Origin of the sequence: Paenibacillus sp. FSL H7-0942 (assembly GCF_045040715.1) — a bacterium.
Classification (GTDB): Bacteria; Bacillota; Bacilli; order Paenibacillales; family Paenibacillaceae; genus Paenibacillus; species Paenibacillus amylolyticus.
The window spans coordinates 6,668,037-6,685,210 of the sequence record NZ_CP150279.1 but is presented as its reverse complement, the minus strand read 5'-3'; the positions used below and the strand labels follow the sequence as shown (position 1 = coordinate 6,685,210).

General features: G+C 48.7%; 14 protein-coding genes and 4 pseudogenes. 16 read left to right on the top strand and 2 right to left on the bottom strand.

Translation table 11 applies throughout. From position 1 onward, the window contains the following. Positions 1 to 26 precede the first annotated feature (26 nt). Positions 27 to 847: pseudogene (locus MHI48_RS29265) on the top strand (NAD-dependent epimerase/dehydratase family protein); the annotation flags it as partial. A 345-nt stretch (positions 848 to 1,192) separates the two neighbouring features. Here MHI48_RS29265 and MHI48_RS29260 read toward each other — a convergent pair. After that, entirely contained in the window at positions 1,193 to 1,369 is a 177-nt protein-coding gene (locus MHI48_RS29260) for a CsbD family protein (RefSeq protein WP_074092719.1), read from the bottom strand. A gap of 685 nt (positions 1,370 to 2,054) precedes the next feature. Here MHI48_RS29260 and MHI48_RS29255 point away from each other — a divergent pair. The 14 genes and pseudogenes from MHI48_RS29255 (at position 2,055) to MHI48_RS29190 (ending at position 14,527) form a co-directional block, all read left to right on the top strand. Then, positions 2,055 to 2,501: a DUF1641 domain-containing protein gene (locus MHI48_RS29255; RefSeq protein WP_017691658.1), complete on the top strand. Its 447-nt coding sequence runs from the start codon at positions 2,055 to 2,057 to the stop codon at positions 2,499 to 2,501. 24 nt (positions 2,502 to 2,525) lie between these two features. After that, a complete protein-coding gene (locus MHI48_RS29250; protein ID WP_036606574.1) occupies positions 2,526 to 3,707 on the top strand; it encodes an NAD(P)/FAD-dependent oxidoreductase in 1,182 nt (393 codons plus the stop codon). A 317-nt stretch (positions 3,708 to 4,024) separates the two neighbouring features. After that, complete coding sequence (locus MHI48_RS29245) at positions 4,025 to 4,669, top strand: SDR family oxidoreductase (RefSeq protein ID WP_036671628.1); 645 nt, start codon at positions 4,025 to 4,027, stop codon at positions 4,667 to 4,669. A 55-nt stretch (positions 4,670 to 4,724) separates the two neighbouring features. Continuing rightward, positions 4,725 to 5,478, top strand: a pseudogene (locus MHI48_RS29240) (response regulator transcription factor). Beyond that, positions 5,475 to 6,110, top strand: a complete 636-nt coding sequence (locus MHI48_RS29235; protein WP_405142545.1) for a hypothetical protein — start codon at positions 5,475 to 5,477, stop codon at positions 6,108 to 6,110. Before MHI48_RS29240 ends, MHI48_RS29235 begins: the two are co-directional and overlap by 4 nt. Positions 6,111 to 6,115: 5 nt before the next feature. After that, positions 6,116 to 6,850 (top strand): sensor histidine kinase, encoded by a 735-nt coding sequence (locus MHI48_RS29230; RefSeq protein ID WP_405142543.1) that lies wholly within the window; start codon positions 6,116 to 6,118, stop codon positions 6,848 to 6,850. A gap of 78 nt (positions 6,851 to 6,928) precedes the next feature. Next, positions 6,929 to 7,729 carry a PepSY domain-containing protein gene (locus tag MHI48_RS29225; RefSeq protein ID WP_076329245.1) on the top strand — a complete coding sequence of 267 codons (801 nt, stop codon included), beginning with the start codon at positions 6,929 to 6,931 and terminating at the stop codon, positions 7,727 to 7,729. A gap of 228 nt (positions 7,730 to 7,957) precedes the next feature. Continuing rightward, the gene (locus MHI48_RS29220; RefSeq protein WP_179086569.1) at positions 7,958 to 8,587 is read left to right on the top strand and encodes a PepSY domain-containing protein; all 630 of its coding nucleotides are present in this window, start codon (positions 7,958 to 7,960) and stop codon (positions 8,585 to 8,587) included. Positions 8,588 to 8,727: 140 nt separating this feature from the next. Next, complete coding sequence (locus tag MHI48_RS29215; protein ID WP_143781152.1) at positions 8,728 to 8,907, top strand: hypothetical protein; 180 nt, start codon at positions 8,728 to 8,730, stop codon at positions 8,905 to 8,907. Positions 8,908 to 8,951: 44 nt separating this feature from the next. Next, positions 8,952 to 10,458 (top strand): annotated as a pseudogene (locus MHI48_RS29210) (RICIN domain-containing protein). 234 nt (positions 10,459 to 10,692) lie between these two features. Next, positions 10,693 to 11,476 (top strand): annotated as a pseudogene (locus tag MHI48_RS29205) (ABC transporter ATP-binding protein). A 1-nt stretch (position 11,477) separates the two neighbouring features. Next, positions 11,478 to 13,145, top strand: coding sequence for a hypothetical protein (locus MHI48_RS29200; RefSeq protein ID WP_036606588.1), 1,668 nt, complete (start codon positions 11,478 to 11,480; stop codon positions 13,143 to 13,145). A gap of 264 nt (positions 13,146 to 13,409) precedes the next feature. Further along, positions 13,410 to 13,694 (top strand): hypothetical protein, encoded by a 285-nt coding sequence (locus MHI48_RS29195; RefSeq protein WP_405142540.1) that lies wholly within the window; start codon positions 13,410 to 13,412, stop codon positions 13,692 to 13,694. Continuing rightward, positions 13,631 to 14,527 carry an IS110 family transposase gene (locus MHI48_RS29190; protein WP_405142538.1) on the top strand — a complete coding sequence of 299 codons (897 nt, stop codon included), beginning with the start codon at positions 13,631 to 13,633 and terminating at the stop codon, positions 14,525 to 14,527. Before MHI48_RS29195 ends, MHI48_RS29190 begins: the two co-directional genes overlap by 64 nt. Before the next feature lie 534 nt (positions 14,528 to 15,061). Here MHI48_RS29190 and MHI48_RS29185 read toward each other — a convergent pair. Further along, complete coding sequence (locus MHI48_RS29185) at positions 15,062 to 16,276, bottom strand: Leu/Phe/Val dehydrogenase (protein ID WP_405142536.1); 1,215 nt, start codon at positions 16,274 to 16,276, stop codon at positions 15,062 to 15,064. Between the two features lie 346 nt (positions 16,277 to 16,622). Between MHI48_RS29185 and MHI48_RS29180 the strand changes: the two genes are divergently transcribed. Beyond that, entirely contained in the window at positions 16,623 to 17,138 is a 516-nt protein-coding gene (locus MHI48_RS29180) for a DUF2179 domain-containing protein (protein WP_036606590.1), read from the top strand. The last annotated feature ends 36 nt before the right edge of the window (positions 17,139 to 17,174 follow it).

The following is a 17,174-nucleotide window of genomic DNA, read 5'->3' as shown; positions in this document are numbered from 1 at the left end:
TGTATAAATCGCAAGGGGAATCGTGTGTGAACATTGTTATTACAGGGGCTTCTGGATTTGTGGGATTTAATCTTTCACAGTATTTGGCGCAAAAGGGGCATCGAATTACCCTTCTGGATCGGGATGATTATTGTCAGAGGCTTGTTCATATCTCTCCTCTGCATGAGATGCCGTTCATCTGTTGTGACCTTGCATCGGACCGGATTCATCTACCTCCAGGAACAGATTACATTATCCATCTGGCGGCCATGCCACACGTGGATTATTCGTATCATCAGCCAGGGGAAGTCTTCCGCAATAATACACTCAGCACACAGTCTGTCCTGCAATATGCTACGGAACATCATATTCCAGTCTTGCTGGCTTCATCCGTTGAAGTCTATGGCGGCGATTGGGGCAGAGTCTATCACGAATCAGATCCGTATGCACCCGTCTCTCCTTATTCCGCGTCCAAAGTCGCGTGTGAAATGCTGGCTCACTCCTATGCTCAATGTTACCAGCTTCCAGTCAAACTCTTTCGTTTGACCAACCCTATGGTCCATGGCAGTTGCCAGACCGTATTATTCCCCGAAATTTTGGTCGTATGTTGGACGGACTGCCTCTGGATATTCAGGGATCGGCAGTGCGTGATTTCTTGTATGTAGATGATGCCCTCCGGGCCATTGAACAGATCATGCTGAAAGGCAAAGACGGACAGGTCTACAACATATCAACAGGGATTGGAACAACCATGCAGGAGATAGGGGAGATATTGAAACCAATGGATCGATCCGTAGCTGCTGTAGAGATCCGGGAGCAAGAACCAACCCAGTCCAGAGGGTCGAGTCTGGTCGTACATTCAGGCAGATTGCGAGCGGAATTGGGTTGGTTACCGCAAACCACGTTGGAAAAGGGATTGGAAAAAACCTTCCGTTGGTATCAGGAACATCCCGAATGGGTCAGACAGTTCAGCCGTGAATACCATACAACAAGGGAAACGCGCAGTTTCATTATCGATATGGCAAGATACGCAGTTCCAGCAGTATAAAATGAACAAAAAAAGCCAGGGAAGGGTGTATTGAGTAACACCTTCCTTGGCTTTTTTGTGCCTCCGTCTCGTTTTCGGATAGCTTCCGAACACGGACAGTCAGGCTATTTTAAAATAATCTATTGCACGAAATCTTCGTGCTGTTGGACCTCACATTAAAAGGATCTAGTGATGATCTTTTTTAATGTCGGCAATTTTATCCTGTACAGCACCTTTGGCTTTGTCTTTTTTACCCTCAGCCTGAAGGGATCTGTTATTGGTTGCATTACCGATCTGATCCTTCACTTCGCCTTTGGCCTTGTTTACGCCTGCTTTGATTTTATCGCCAGTTGAATTACTCATATCGAACATCTCCTTCGTTTCTGGTGTAGTCCTTATTAACCGGGATGTCCGCATTCTAAACGCAATGGCTTTGTTCCAAGTTTTGCATTCGTGACGCAAGAGGTTCATACTTGAAATAGAAAAGATGTCTCAATGATGGAATAAGGCCGGGCCCAACGCTGCATAATAACGACAGTGACCAATTTCGTTGCATGAAAATTGTGATATTGGAAAACAATTCCTGAACATTTGGATAAACAAATCCTTCCTTGTGTACATATCGCACATCTGGTCATATGTGATCTTGTCTTAATACCACATGTGGTAGGAATACGGATCTTGGACAGGAGGATCGGCGGCGTTAGCTTGCCTGAATGGGTTGACAAAAAAATCGATTTTGTTACAATGTTCACAATATCTTCACAAGTGTAAAAAATTTCTTTTTCATGTTCATGTGTAAGAGGTGTAATATAAGGGTATAGAGTTCGGTTTCGGCCTGCTTGTCGTTTTGTGCGTCAACACATGTTGTCCGCAATAGATCCAAGATACAATGCATGATATGGGAGTGGCCATGAGCTACGCTCATCCTATTGTGTGAAATTTGGTACATTTAAATGTATTCGATGTATTTTGTGGTTCGGCTCTGCTTGACAGGCATCATGAAAGTCGCGGACTTCTATCCCAAAGTAAAGGAGGACTTTCTCTTATGTCACAATCGCCTACTCAACAAGAGGTGCCAGTTACAGAAGGTGCCAACGTTTCCGAGCGCCAGTCCTTGGACGTTCTGGATCAACTGATGAAGCCTGAGGTACAGGAGTCTTTAACCGTTCTGGTGGAGAACCTGCCTAAATTGGCTGAAATGGTTACTGCTATGACAAAAGCTTATGACTTTGCACAAAGTGTAGCAACAGACAAAGTTCTGATCAGCGACACAATGAGCGCAATGGGCGAGTTCGCTAAGCCTGTTGTAGACAAAGCTAAAGGTGTAGCTTCTGCTGCCATCGAAGCCAATGACCGTGCGCAAACAGAGCAAACTTCAGTTGGCTTGTTCGCTATGCTGAAAATGCTTAAAGATCCAAACGTACAACAATCGCTTCGTTTTGCTCAATCTTTCTTGAGCATCTTGAACGAGCGTCAACAACCGAAACGTTAAGACTTAGAAGAACGGAGGATGGATATGTCGAAGCAAATTTTGATCTTGGGTGGAGGATACGGCGGTCTGTTGACTGCATTGACTGCGCGTCAATACTTGTCTCCGGAAGAAGCGACAATTACTGTCGTGAACCGTTACCCTACACACCAAATTATCACGGAACTGCACCGTCTTGCAGCGGGAAGCATTGCTGAACAAGCAGTTGCTCTTCCACTTGAAAAATTGCTGCGTGGCAAAAACGTGAACTTGAAAATCGATACGGTGGATACAATCAAGCCGGATGAGAAAAAAGTTCTGATGACCAGCGGCTCCACATACTCTTACGATGCACTTGTCGTTGCCTTGGGCAGCGAAACGGCATTCTTCGGAATTCCGGGATTGCAAGAGTACAGCTTCACGCTCAAATCGGTTAGCGATGCAAACCGTATTCGTGCTCACGTTGAAGCACGTCTTGATGCTTACAAACAGTCCGGCAACAAAGCAGACGCTACGTTTGTTATTGGTGGCGGCGGCTTGACAGGTATTGAGCTTGTTGGCGAATTCGCTGACCTGCTTCCTGCTGTATGTCAAGAAAAAGGCATCGACTTCAAAGAAGTATCCCTGTACACAGTTGAAGCAGGTCCTTCCATCCTTGCAGGATTCCCGCCAGAGCTGGTTGAACGTGCTAAATCAAGTCTTGAGAAACGTGGCGTTAACTTCATCGTTGGCGTAGCGATTACCGAGATGAAAGAAAACGAAGTTCTGCTGAAAGACGGCAGCTCCATCCCTACGAACACACTCGTATGGACAGGTGGCGTACAAGGCAACGCTGTTGTTGCTAACAGCGGAATTGAAGTGGATCGTGGCCGTGCGAAAGTTACGGAAGTTCTGCAATCTACTTCTCACAAAGACGTGTTTGTTGCTGGTGACAGCGCAGTAGTCTTCCCTAGCGAAGGCGCTCGCCCTTACCCTCCAACAGCACAATTGGCTTGGCAAATGGGTGAGACTATTGGTCACAACTTGGGCGTTATGTTCAAAGGTGGCGCAATGGAATCCTTCACACCAGTATTCTCCGGTACGCTGGGAAGTCTGGGTCGTAAAGATGCTGTCGGCATGATCGGTGGCAACCAGACTCGTCTGAAAGGTCTGCCTGCAACCATGATGAAAGAAGCAAGTAACATCCGTTACCTGGCTCATATTCACGGTTTGTTCGCACTGGCTTACTAATCTTAATGCCATTCAAGGGCGCCCTTTTGGGCGTCCTTTTTGGTTGTCACGATTACAAAGGATAACAGATATTCAGAATGAAAAAAGGTGCGGCAGAAGTGGTCAAATGTGAGGTCGCGTATAAAGTACCTAGGGGATATGGCATATTAATGGGACAACGGAAGACTTCACATTTCTTAGAGGTACTGAACAGGCATGGACATGAAGCCGGCGCTTAGAAGCGCCGGCTTTCGTTTAAATTATAGGATGAGCATCTTTAAATAAAAGGAACGGGGGGCAACAACAAGCCATCCGTTCAACTGAGAGGAGAATGACGTATGAACGTTTTAGTTATAGGAGCAAATGGACAAATCGGAAAGTTTGTGGTGGAGCAGCTGGCACAGGAAGGCAAACATAAAGTAACGGCTATGATCCGCAAACCGGAGCAGGCGGATGCACTGAAGGAACTCGGTGCAGATGTGGTAATTGGTGACCTGGAGGGTAGTGTGGAGGACTTGGCTGAGGCAATGAAGGATCATAATGCCATTGTGTTTACGGCGGGTTCTGGCGGATCTACCGGTCAGGACAAAACACTGCTTATTGATCTTGACGGTGCGGTGAAAACGATGGAAGCCGCAGAGCAGCAAGGAATCTCCAGATATATTCTGGTCAGTGCGTATGGCGCAGATCAACGGGAGAAATGGTCAGAGTCCATCAAGCCTTATTACGTGGCGAAACATTATGCGGATCGTGCATTGTTTGCAAGTGATCTCAATTACACGATTATACGTCCAGGCGGTCTCAAGAATGAACCAGGCACAGGCAAGATTGCAGTTGGAACCGATCTGGAGCCGGGGAGCATCCCACGTGAAGATGTAGCCCGTGTAATCGTGGCTTCTTTGCAGGAAGAGAAGACGTACCGGATGGCCTTTGATCTGGTTGCCGGGGAGCATCCCGTTGAAGATGCCTTGGGCAAATTGTAGATGTTATTGTAAGATAACGGGAGAATGAAATGATGGGGATGAGGGGGAGCGCTGCATGAACGAAGCCGTGCTGGTCATAGAGGATGAGCCCAAAATAGCACGTCTGCTGGAACTGGAACTACAGTATGAGGGATATCAGGTGGGCAAGGCTGGTAGTGGAACAGAAGGACTGGAGAAGTATGCTGAAGGACAGTGGGATCTGATTCTGCTGGATGTGATGTTGCCTGGTCTGAGTGGAATTGAAGTGTTGCGTCGAGTGCGGGCCAAAGATGCTACAGTTCCGATCATTATGCTCACTGCCAAAGATTCTGTAGAAGACAAAGTATCCGGCCTGGATTTAGGAGCCAATGACTACATCACCAAGCCCTTCCAGATTGAAGAGCTGCTTGCCCGTTCGGGCTGCATTGCGGCTTAGTGCAGTGGCGTCTGTTGTTTCTTCCGCTTCTTCTTCTACACCTGCTGATATGGGGAATGACTCTTCTGGGCATCAGGATGAAGTTGAGGCGGGCTGGTTGACGGCTGCCGGGTTGAAACTAAATGAAGGAACGCGAGAGGTATCCCGAGATGGTGTGGCCATTGAGCTTACTCCACGTGAGTTCGACCTGCTCGTGTATCTGCTTCAGAATCAACGTCAGGTGCTCAGTCGTGACCAGATTGTGCAGGCCGTGTGGGGATACGATTATTATGGAGATACCAATGTGGTGGATGTGTACATCCGTTATGTGCGCAAAAAGGTGGATAACGGATTCACACCGCCCTTAATACATACCGTACGGGGCGTAGGATACGTTCTGAAGGAACAGTTATGAGCCTGCGCAGTAAAATCTACGGATATTCGTCTGTATTATTTGCTGTGCTGTTAATCGCGGTGAACCTGTCGGTCTACATCGTGTTTGAACGGATGTCGATTGATAACGAGGTTAATCGGGTGGAAGCGGAAGCGGAGTCTATTGTCAAAGGAGTGCGTCAGTCTGCCGGCTCCATTCCGCCGGATGACTTGTTACGGGCCTACGCGCCTGTGAACGGCATGCTCCGGATTGTTAATGAAGACGGCACCAGTTCCCCGGTGACAACAACAGCAGCTTCCGAGCAGCTGAGCAAGCTGCCTTATAAGTACGAAAGTGAGAAGAAATCGGAGTATACCCAAGTTGAACAGATTGGTTATGTGTGGGTATCAGTCCCGGTCATCTGGCCTGATGGCGAGGTGGTGAATGTACAAGTCACCGAGAGCATTGCAGAGACGGAGAATCGTCTGTCTGTACTGCGAACTGTGCTTGTGGCGGTCACGATTATTGCTCTCATTCCAGCCATTATCTCCAGCCGGATTCTGGCGAATCGAATGACCAGACCGATTCAGCAGATGACACGCACGATGACTGATATCCAGTCCAGGGCCAATTCAAGCGTCTTCCACTGGAGGAAGGGTCTAAGGATGAACTGAAAACGATGGGACAGACGTTCAACCGGATGATGGATCTGCTCGAATCCAACTTTGAGCGACAGGAACGGTTTGTATCCGATGCATCTCATGAGCTCAAAACACCGCTGACCATTATTGAGAGCTACGCCAGTCTGCTACAGCGGCGAGGAAAAGAGCGGCCCGAGGTATTTGATGAAGCGGTAGAAGCGATTCTGTCCGAATCGGTTCGCATGCGAGAGATGACCGAGCAACTGTTACTGCTCGCGAAGCAGCCAGAGCAGTGGAATGTACAGTTGGAGCGTGTGGATATCACGAGACTGGCTACAGACTCCACACGTGCGTTTCGCGAAGCCTATCACCGTGAAGTCCGGTGTGAAGATCCAGGTCCAATCTGGGCGATCAGCGATGAGAGTAAGCTGAAGCAACTGTTGTTTATTTTGCTGGATAATGCCCGGAAGTATAGTGAGGATGCAATTGAAGTCAGGCTGGAAGCCAAGGGACAAGAGTGCCGTATTCGAATCGTGGATACCGGGATTGGTATGCGGGAGGACGAGCTGGAGAAGGTATTTGACCGATTCTACCGGGTTGATCCGGCCAGGACACGCAGCTTAGGCGCAAGCGGTTCAGGTCTGGGATTGTCGCTTGCCAAAGAGCTTGCAGGAGCAGTTGGAGCACGGATCGAACTGACCAGCACCGAGGGTGAAGGCACCGAGGCTTCGATTATTTTGCCTTTATCGGTTCAGAACGGGCCGCTCTCATGAAATTCTCATTCTTCTCTTATATACTGATAAGCATCAGATCAACTGGGGATGATAAGAGAGTGCATAGGGGGAAACGTGATGACAGAGCATGAGCAGCGACCACCGGAGATGAAACGGCATGAACAAGGGAACATTGGATGGGCGAAATCGCGAAGGTCACTCTGGTGGGGTGCTGGGCTTCTCGTTGTGCTGATTGTGGCAGTTGTGGTGTGGTGGAAGCCTTGGCAATCGACTGGTGCGGTACTTACGGCAGATGCGGCAGCACAATCGGTGCTTGATCAATATCCAGGTGAGATTGTGAATTCCACGTTGAAGGACGGGACGTATATCATGCAGCTCCGTTCGGAGACCGGCCTATATGATGTGCAAGTGGATGCCGTTACAGCTGCTGTGAATTCCATTAAACGGCTGGAGTCGAACCCACAAGCGGAAGAGAAGGCGTTATGGAGCCGCGAGCAGATCAAGACGGCGTTGTTAAAACAACAAACAGATAACCAATTGGTCTCGCTTGAACTTGTGGAGCAGCAAGGCAGTCCGGTATACACCGCGGTCGTGAAGGCGAAGGATAACAGCCGTGAAGAACTTACGATCGATCCCTATACGGGAGAGACGATATCTTCCAAAACAATAAAAGCCCCGACAACTGAACCAACCAAGGATGATCCCAAACCTCAGTTTCTGAGCGAGAAACAAGCCAAGCAGAAGGCACTTGCGGAGGTTTCGGGGGAAGTGGACGACATCGAACTGCGTGGAACCAACAGCGGGAATCCATATTATCTGGTTGAAATTGATTTGGCGGATGGCCGGGAGGCTATTGTGCAAGTGAATGCCATCTCAGGAGCAATTCGTTCGGTAACTTGGGATGAGGACGATGATTAACATTTGTACAGGAATCCATTGAATATAGAGTTACACCTTGTTGGATAGATGATTCCTAATTTAGGGGTCATCTTTTTCAATTAGATGGACAATGAATACCTGTTAAATGAGCATTCTCTTCATTTTCTCATCAAATTCTAATCTAACTCTCGCTGATCTCTCATTCCTGCAGGTTATTCTATAAATGTAGACGAGAACGAAACAACAACAACGAGGAGATGAATGATGATGATGAACAAACATAAACTTTGGATTGGTAGCTTGTCAGCAGCAGTATTACTTGGTGGATCGGCCGTAGCGGCTAGCGGGAATGTGAACGGACAATCGGTGCAAACTACACCAACGTCAACAACACAATCTGCAACACAGAATCAGAACAGCACAGGTAAAATGCTGAATGCATCACAAGCGAAAGCGTTGGCGTTAAAAGCAGCCGATGGTAAAGTGGATGACGTGGATCTGGAGCGTAGAAACGGCCAAACGTTCTATGAAGTTGAGATCGACAGAAAAGGAACCAATGATGTTGTTGTTCGTCTGGATGCTTATACAGGCAAAATCCTTGCGGTTGTGAATGATGATGACTACGATGATGACGACGATTATAAAGGTACTGCAACAGGCAACACGTCTAATAACTCTGCTTCCAAGCAGGTCAAATTGACGGCATCCCAAGCTTCAAACATTGCGTTGAAACAAGTTACGGGTGGTAAAGTAACCAAAGTCGAGCTGGATCATGATGATGGTCGCTATGTGTATGAGATCGAGCTGAGAACCGCTCAAGGTGAAGCAGATGTAGATATCGATGCCAACACAGGTAAAGTGTTATCGTTTGACCAGGATTTTGACGACCAAGATTAAGCAATAAGGGCGAGTATATACGCCGAAAAGACACCATATAAAAACCTGCCTATGAACAGCCGCACACAGCTAGAGATCGTTACATCATGGAGGGGCAGGGCAGGTATAGCAGAGGACGCTTCGGGGGAAGCGTCTTTTTGTTGTTGATCGAGAGAGCGGAGTATAAAATTGTACATCTTCCGCCGGATTGTTCACTATTCGAGCAGGAACGTGGCGGATACAATCGGAATCAGGGAGGTGAACGCCCAGCCAGTATTGCCAGGAATTCTAATGCTGAAATGCATCATCGATCGGAGGCAGATGAGACATATCGATTTTAATTTTATGTAAGCGCTTCATAAAAAACATGGAGGTGCATTACGATATGGCTATGAACGATGGATGGTTGAAAAAGAATATACATTCACGTCGCTTTACCCGTCGCCTGAGTTATCTGCTTGCTTTGGTTTTGGCGCTGCAATCCATAGGTATGCTGCTTGCACCCGGACCGAATGCTTCAGCTGCTCCACTTAGTGTAACGAACGGGATACAGTTCAAGGATACCAATGGCAATGTCGTTCATGCTCATGGGGGCGGGATGATTAAGGCAAATGGGTATTATTACTGGTTTGGAGAGAATCGTAATACGAATGGAACGTTCAAGGCAGTGTCCGTGTATCGTTCATCGGATCTGAAGAACTGGGAGTATCGTAATGATGTGCTGACCAGCAGCTCGGCAGCCGAGCTAAATATCTCTAACATTGAACGCCCAAAGGTCATCTACAACAGTGCTACCGGCAAATATGTGCTGTGGATGCACAAGGAGAATGGTCTGGATTATGGCGAGGCCCGAGTGGCGGTAGCTACTTCGAATACGGTGGATGGCAATTACACATATGTGGGCAGTTATCGTCCACTTGGGTATGATTCCAGAGACATGACGGTATACAACGATAACGGAACCGCTTATCTGATCTCTGCGACCCGAGTGAATGCTGATCTGAATATATATAAGCTGACCCCGGATTTTCTGGGTGTGGAATCCCTAGTCACAACGCTGTGGCCTGGACAATATCGTGAAGCACCAGCCCTATTCAAAAAAGACGGCGTCTACTTCCTGATCACATCGGGTGCGACCGGCTGGAATCCAAATCAGGCCAAATATGCGACAGCCTCCAGCATTACAGGCACATGGAGCGGCCTAAGCAATTTTGGAGACAGCACAACGTATGGTTCTCAATCCACCTATGTTGTTCCAGTAGAAGGTTCACAGACCACATCCTATCTCTACATGGGTGATCGCTGGGCTGGTGCATGGAGCGGACCTGTGCAGGATTCCAAGTATGTTTGGCTGCCCCTATCGTTCCCTAGCGCAACTAGTCTGGCGATGAACTGGGCCCAGTATTACGATTGATACAGCAACAGGGACTGTGACCGGAGTGAGTACACCGGATGTCTGGGACCCGAATGTTTCATATCAGCTGATTAGTCGTAAGAGTAACAAATTGCTAAATGTCATTGGGGGTTCTTCCGCCAACGGTGCGGACCTGGAGCAGCGAGCAGATGGGGGGATGACAAGTCAACAGTGGCAGATTACCGATGCGGGTGGCGGTTATGTCAAAATCATCAACCGTTCCAGTGGCAAGCTGATCGGTGTGGAGAATGGTGCCACGACGGATGGGGCTGTCATTGAACAGTGGAATGATGGTGGCTGGGCCAGCCAGCAATGGCAGCTTGTCCATGTAGGTGGTGGTTATTATAAACTGAAGAACCGCAGTACAGGCAAAGTATTGGATATCTCTAGTCAATCCCTGGCAGATGGGGCTGCGGCCATCCAGTGGACGGATAATGGCGGAACGAATCAGCATTTTCAGATTGTTAAGGTGCAGTAAGACTTTTTAGATATTATAAAATAAGTTTCAACATAAAGTGGAAGCCCTTGTCTCTTACCATAAGGTGGGATAGGGGCTTTGTGATGTATTCACGCATGTTACGTGATGCTTTTACTCGAAGGGGATATCCAGTTGATGGCTCATATCGTGACCTATTTCCGATCATTACCATCCCAATCTGTGGTAAACTAGTAGAATTGTAGAAAAAGATAGAGACAGGAGCTGGATAACGAAGTGAGTGAACAACAAGTGCTATCAATTGAAAGCTTGCGTATGAGATACAACGGACGTTATGTGCTGAACGGCATCGATCTGGAAGTAAATCGCGGTGAGATGATTGGATATATTGGTCCAAACGGGGCTGGCAAAAGTACGACGGTTAAGATTTTACTCGGGCTGGTTGAAGGATATGTAGGCACGGTGCGAATCTTTGGTAAAGATATTGCGGATGGCGATGTAGAGTATAAACGCAGAATCGGCTATGTTCCGGAGGTGGCGGAATTGTACGAACAATTAACGCCTGCGGAGTATCTGACTTTTACGGGAGAGTTATACGGTATGTCCTATGAGGATGCGGATTACAAAGCCAAGCTATTGATGGATTGTTTTGGAATGGAAAAAATATCATTCCCGCATTGCCTCTTTTTCCAAAGGTATGCGTCAGAAAGTGCTGTTGATCTCTGCGCTGCTGCATGACCCGGATCTGTTGTTCCTGGATGAACCACTCAGCGGATTGGATGCCAATAGTGTGATGGTGGTCAAAGAGATTTTGTCACAATTGTCAGCCAAAGGCACAACCATCTTCTATTCGTCACACATCATGGATGTGGTGGAGAAGATCAGCAGTCGAATTGTACTGATTGCTGAAGGGCGCGTAGTGGCAGACGGTACATTCAAGCAGCTCCAACAGCAATCCATGGAAGGCACGCTGGAAGAAGTGTTCAATCAATTGACGGGCTTTAATGAACATAAAGCCATTGCGGAGCGTTTTGTATCCATTGTGCAGGAGGTGTACTGATATGGAGGAATCCTCCGACTTCCGCACACTCAAGATTCTGGATCGCTTTCGTCCGCTCATCGCCAGAACAGGGGCGGATTATGATGTGCTGCGCCTGATCTTGCGAGTGAAGTTCCAGATGGATCAACGCAGAGTACCTACTATTTTATCCAACAATTCAGGGAAAAAGGAGCGCAAGGAAGGTAATCAGTTTCTTCGATCCCTGTGGTTGTATGGATTAATGGGACTGATGATGGTTCCCTTCATCGTCTGGGATACGGGGCATTTCATGCTTCAGATGGGACTTGTGTTTGGCATCTTAATGTTTATGATCATGACGTCCATGATCTCGGATTTTTCCTCTGTGCTGCTGGACATCCGGGATCGTAATATTATTATGACCAAGCCCGTTAATGGAAGAACGGTGGGGATGGCCCGAGCCATCCATGCGGGCGTATACCTGCTATTACTGACAGGTTCATTAACCGGTATACCGCTAATTGCCGCGTTAGTAACGCATGGAATCGGATTCTTTCTGATCTTCCTTGTGGAACTGCTTCTGATCAATATGCTGATTCTGGTGACAACGTCTCTGATCTATCTGTTCATGATGAAGTTTCTGGATGGTGAGAAGCTGAAGGATATGATCAATATGGTGCAAATTCTGCTTTCCGTGGGGATTGCGATCGGTTATCAGCTGGTCATTCGTTCGTTCAGTATTATTGACTTTGGTATGGTATTTACCCCGGCTTGGTGGCAGTTGCTGTTACCTCCATTATGGTATGCGGCTGCATATGAATGGTTATTTGCAGGGGGCGGGAATGTGTGGATCTATACGTTCACAGCACTGGCAGTCTTGGTTCCTGTGGTGAGTATGATCGTATATGTGAAGCTTATGCCTTCCTTTGAATTGTATTTGGAGAAAATGGCACATTCGGGCCAGTCCTCCGGACGCAGACGTGGAAGATGGGATCGGTTGATCTCCAAGGTGGTCAGTCGTTCCAGAGAGGAACAGGCTTGCTTCCGTCTGTCAGCCAGCATGATGCGTAATGAACGGGAATTCAAGCTGAAGGTGTATCCATCGCTTGGTTTATCATTTGTTTTACCTTATGTATTTTGGTTTACCGAATTGCAGTCTTCTACCTGGGCGGAGTTTAGGCAAAGTTCGTTTGTATACACTTTTTATATCGTACTAATGCTGGTTGTAACGGTTGTAGTCATGCTGAAATTTTCAGGACAATATAAGGCATTCTGGACTTTTCGCGCTGCACCGATGGCGAATGATAGCGCGTTGTATAAAGGCGCTCTAAAGGCATTCTTATGCAACATGTTCCTGCCTATATTTCTGGCAAATGCCATTTTGTTTACCTGGACATTTGGATCACGGATACTGCCGGATATTGCAATTATTATGCTGACAGCTACGGCGCTTGTCCCACTGGCAGGCAAATTGTTGTTGCGTAAGCCGCCGTTCTCCCAATCCTTCAGTATGGCACAGCAAAGTGATGGCTGGTATGTATTCGCCGCCCTTCCTGTGCTTGCTATGTTATGGGGAGTCCATGTCTTTTTCCGATCAGTGTCGGGGGGCGTGTGGATCTATGGTGCGCTACTGATCGTAGCGAATGTGTTGCTGTGGACGCTGCTGTTTCGAGAGAAGAAGACAGCGAAGAAGAGGTCGGTTGCCGTTTAAGGAGTAGTAGAGTAAGAGAGAGTAAGAGCGCTAAACGATAAGAGAGGGTAAAAGAGCTAACCTGGACACGGATGTCGGGGTTAGCTCTTTTTGATAGGTGATACTCCCCCATAGATACTACCCCAAAGAAACCTTCGCCGCAGCGCTAGCTATGATGAACGTAACCGCAAAAAATAGCCCTCCATATTGCTGCACATCGTAGGTTAAAATGGACAGTAAGAAGACCACCATTTCAGAGCTACACAGCAAAGGAGAGCTATCCCTATGAAGTCTACCACAAAATTCATTGGTTTAGATGTATCCAAAGAAAAAATTTCTGTCGCTATTGCTGACGAGGGTAAAGACAAGCCGCGGTATTACGGTACCATTGCTCATGCGCCTGCTGCCTTACGCAAACTCATCAAAGAGTTGGGTCCGGCAAGCTCCCTCTCGTTTTGTTATGAGCCGGTCCTACAGGATACGAAACCTACCGCTGGATCGAATCCATGGGGGCCCATTGTGTCGTCATTGCTCCTTCACTCATCCCCAAACGCTCCGGCGATCACGTGAAAACCGATCGACGGGATGCCGAGCAACTGGCACGTCTGTTCCGTGCAGGCGAGCTTACGCCGATTTACGTTCCAGCACGTGAAGATGAGGCGCTTCGTGAATTGGTTCGGGCACGCGAATCGGCAAAAGAAGATGCTCACCGGGCTCGTCAACGCGTGCTCAAATTTTTATTGCGTCACCAGATCCATCCGCCTGAACAAATCAAACGTCGCTGGACGAAAAAATATCGCGTATGGCTTGGACAACTGACCTTCCCGAATGCGCCTATGCAGATTGCGTTTACGGAGTACCTTCATGCCATGGACGAGATCGAGCAACGCATCGGTCGACTGGAAAAAGCCTTGATTGAAGAGGCAGCGACCAGTTCCAAAGCCGATTTGATTCAGATTTTACAGTCTCTGCGTGGCATTGGATTTCTCACGGCCGTCACGCTTGCTGCGGAGATCGGTTCCTTTGCCCGGTTCCGTTCTCCTGCTCAGCTCATGGCTTACTTAGGCCTAGTTCCGCGTGAGCATTCGTCTGGAGTCCGTACCCAACGAGGCTCGCTCACCAAAGCGGGAAATGGACGATTGCGTCGCACCTTGATTGAATCGGCATGGAGTTACCGCCATCAGCCTGCGATTAAAGGGGATTTGGCCCGCCGTTTGGAAGGTCTGCCTGCGGACATACAGCTCATTTCCTGGAAAGCCCAGGAACGGCTGCACCGAAAATTCCGTCGTTTAGTTTATGGATTAAACAAACACAAAAATGTCGCGGTCACCGCGGTGGCCAGGGAACTGACCGGGTTCATTTGGGCGATCGCCCGAACGTTGGAGCTACCGAACGCTCAGTAATCTGTTATTCATCTTGAAGAGACGGATGGTTTAAACGGAAAAAGGGGAAAACCCCGGAGCCCTAAGCCCGGGAGTTCATGGAAGGTTCAGGAGAGAATGTGCGAGGTTCGTTTGCACTAGGCTTTTAATGGGCTGAACGTGCGTGGCTAGCTTGTAACAGCTCTCCTTGACGAAGGCATACCATGTGGTAACCAACCCACGGATAGCAGCGTGCCAACCGTCGCTCGCATATGGACTCCCGCGCTTAGGGCTTCGGCGAAAAGCAGCATTTTGTGATGGGCTTGACAAAAACGTTCATAGCAACGAACCTGAGACAACCTATTCAGGGTCAAAATCTGAAATATAAATTCTAACGAACCTCAGGAACGCTATCCTTCGGAAAAGTAGTTATTTAGCTTGAAAAAGGACCAAACTAGGCACAATAACGTGTCTGAGATTCGTTAGATATTAGATCCATGCTAAAAGGGACTAATAACGTGTATCAGGTTCGTTAGAATGAAGTAAAGCAGTGGAGGTTCCCCAGAAGGGAGAACCCTATTTCTTATGGTCTGATCGGAGGATGGATTCCGCTAGCCGATCGGCTGCATCGGCTGTGGAGATCGCAGATTGCGCAGCTTCTGCGTATACTTTGCTTAGCGTGCCTGCAATCCCCGCCACCTTTTGGCGGATCAGGTCAGGCCCGGCTCCTTCCAGCTCGTAGGCGGTGGAGATGATTCCGCCTGCGTTGAGCACATAATCAGGCGCGTACAGGATGCCGCGCGCCTGCATGCGGCCTGCAACCAGCTGTCGTTCACTCAGCTGGTTGTTGGCCGCCCCGGCAACGATGGAGCAGCGCAGCTCCTCCACCGTTGCCGGGGTCAGTACGCCCCCTAGGGCACAGGGGGCGAAGACCTTGCAGTCAGCGGCGTGGATATGGGCCGGATCGGCCGAGATGGCGCCGCTGAACTGCACAAGGGCACGTTGTACACGCTCCGGTACAACGTCTGCCACAATGAGCCGTGCCCCGGCTGCATGCAGGTAACGGCACAGGGCATGCCCGACCTTGCCCAGTCCCTGGACGGCAACGGGAATGCCCTGCAAAGATGCAATGCCTTGCTGGCGCAGCGAGGTCACAATGCCGATGTGTACACCGTAGGCGGTCATCTCGGCAGTGAAGTCATCCTGCGCCCCAAGTGAACCCGTGGTGTCCGTCACATGTACGGTCTCCAGTCGGATCTGGTCCATGTCTGTCGCCGTGGTACCCAGATCAAGACCAGTCACGTACCGTCCGTTAAGCCGCTCCAGACAACGACCCAGTGCGCGAAAGCGCTGCGCCCGCTTGGATACGTCCGTATCCAGGCTCTTATCTATACGATCAGCACCCTCATCGGCGACGACTTTCCGTTCAGCGGCAGCGCCCTTTTGCTGCTCTACCCCTAGATCTCCAGCGACCTGCTCACCACTTTGAGATCCACAACCATCCTCATCCGGTTTTGTATTCTTCACTAAAGGCACATTCCATATGACTACTTTCCCGCCGCCATATGGCAATCCGGAGATTGCATTTTTGTACGTCATGCCTTTGGCAAGCTTTACAGCATCCCGAACAGCTTCTTCCTCGGATGCATACGTCCAGTAGCGGCATCCGCCGAGCGCAGGTCCAAGGACCGTGTTATGAATGGCAATGACCGCCCTCAATCCACTATTTGCATCATGGCAAAAAATGAGTTCCTCCATGCCTTCCCGCTCCATCTCCTGCCATAACTGCATGACGGTACCCCCTTTTTGTTTTGACCCATCCATCCTGGTTCTGACCTGATATCCTGTGCGAGCGTGCTTGGCTTTATGATGATACAGCATATTCAAAGACTCCCATTTTCGCCCCTGGGACCTCCGCCGGGTTGATAATCGGTACAAACGGTTCTATAATTGCAGTTCCGGCATGCCAGAGAGCAGAAAGTGCCTACGGATTTACATTCAACCGTTTAGAATGAGGGCATAACGTCCAATGATGGAGATAGAGCGAACATACAGGAAGCATAGATGAAACGAAATCGTCGAGTATATGCAGCAAAGGGCCAATTCCGTTGCGAAGGCCAGGAAAGAGGGATTGTGATTGTTTAAAATATTGGTATTTATCTTTTTGATCCAGATTGTGTACGTATCCGCTTATACACTCCGGATGATTCTGACACTCAAAGGACAGAAATACATCGCCGCACTGATCAGCATGGGTGAGATTGTGATCTACGTACTCGGTCTGAATCTTGTGCTCCAATACCTGACTCAGCCTTCGGCCCTGATTGTGTACGCGGTGGGTTATGGACTTGGGGTGTTGCTTGGTGCGTGGATTGAAGAGAAGATCGCGCTCGGTTATGTTACCGTTAAAGTCATCTGTAACCAGATGGGCAACAACGTCGCGAATGCTCTGCGAGATAAAGGATATGGTGTTACTGCATGGGTGGGCAGTGGACGTGATGGGGATCGGCTTGTGATGGAGATTCTGGCAAAACGAAAAAACCAGAAACTGCTCTACCAGACAATTCTCGATCTGGACCCCAAAGCATTTGTTATTACCGTGGAGCCCAAACAGTTCCATGGCGGCTTCTGGACACGTTCCATCAAAAAGTAAAATCGAGCAGGTCTGCGGCAGATGCAGTCCTGCTTT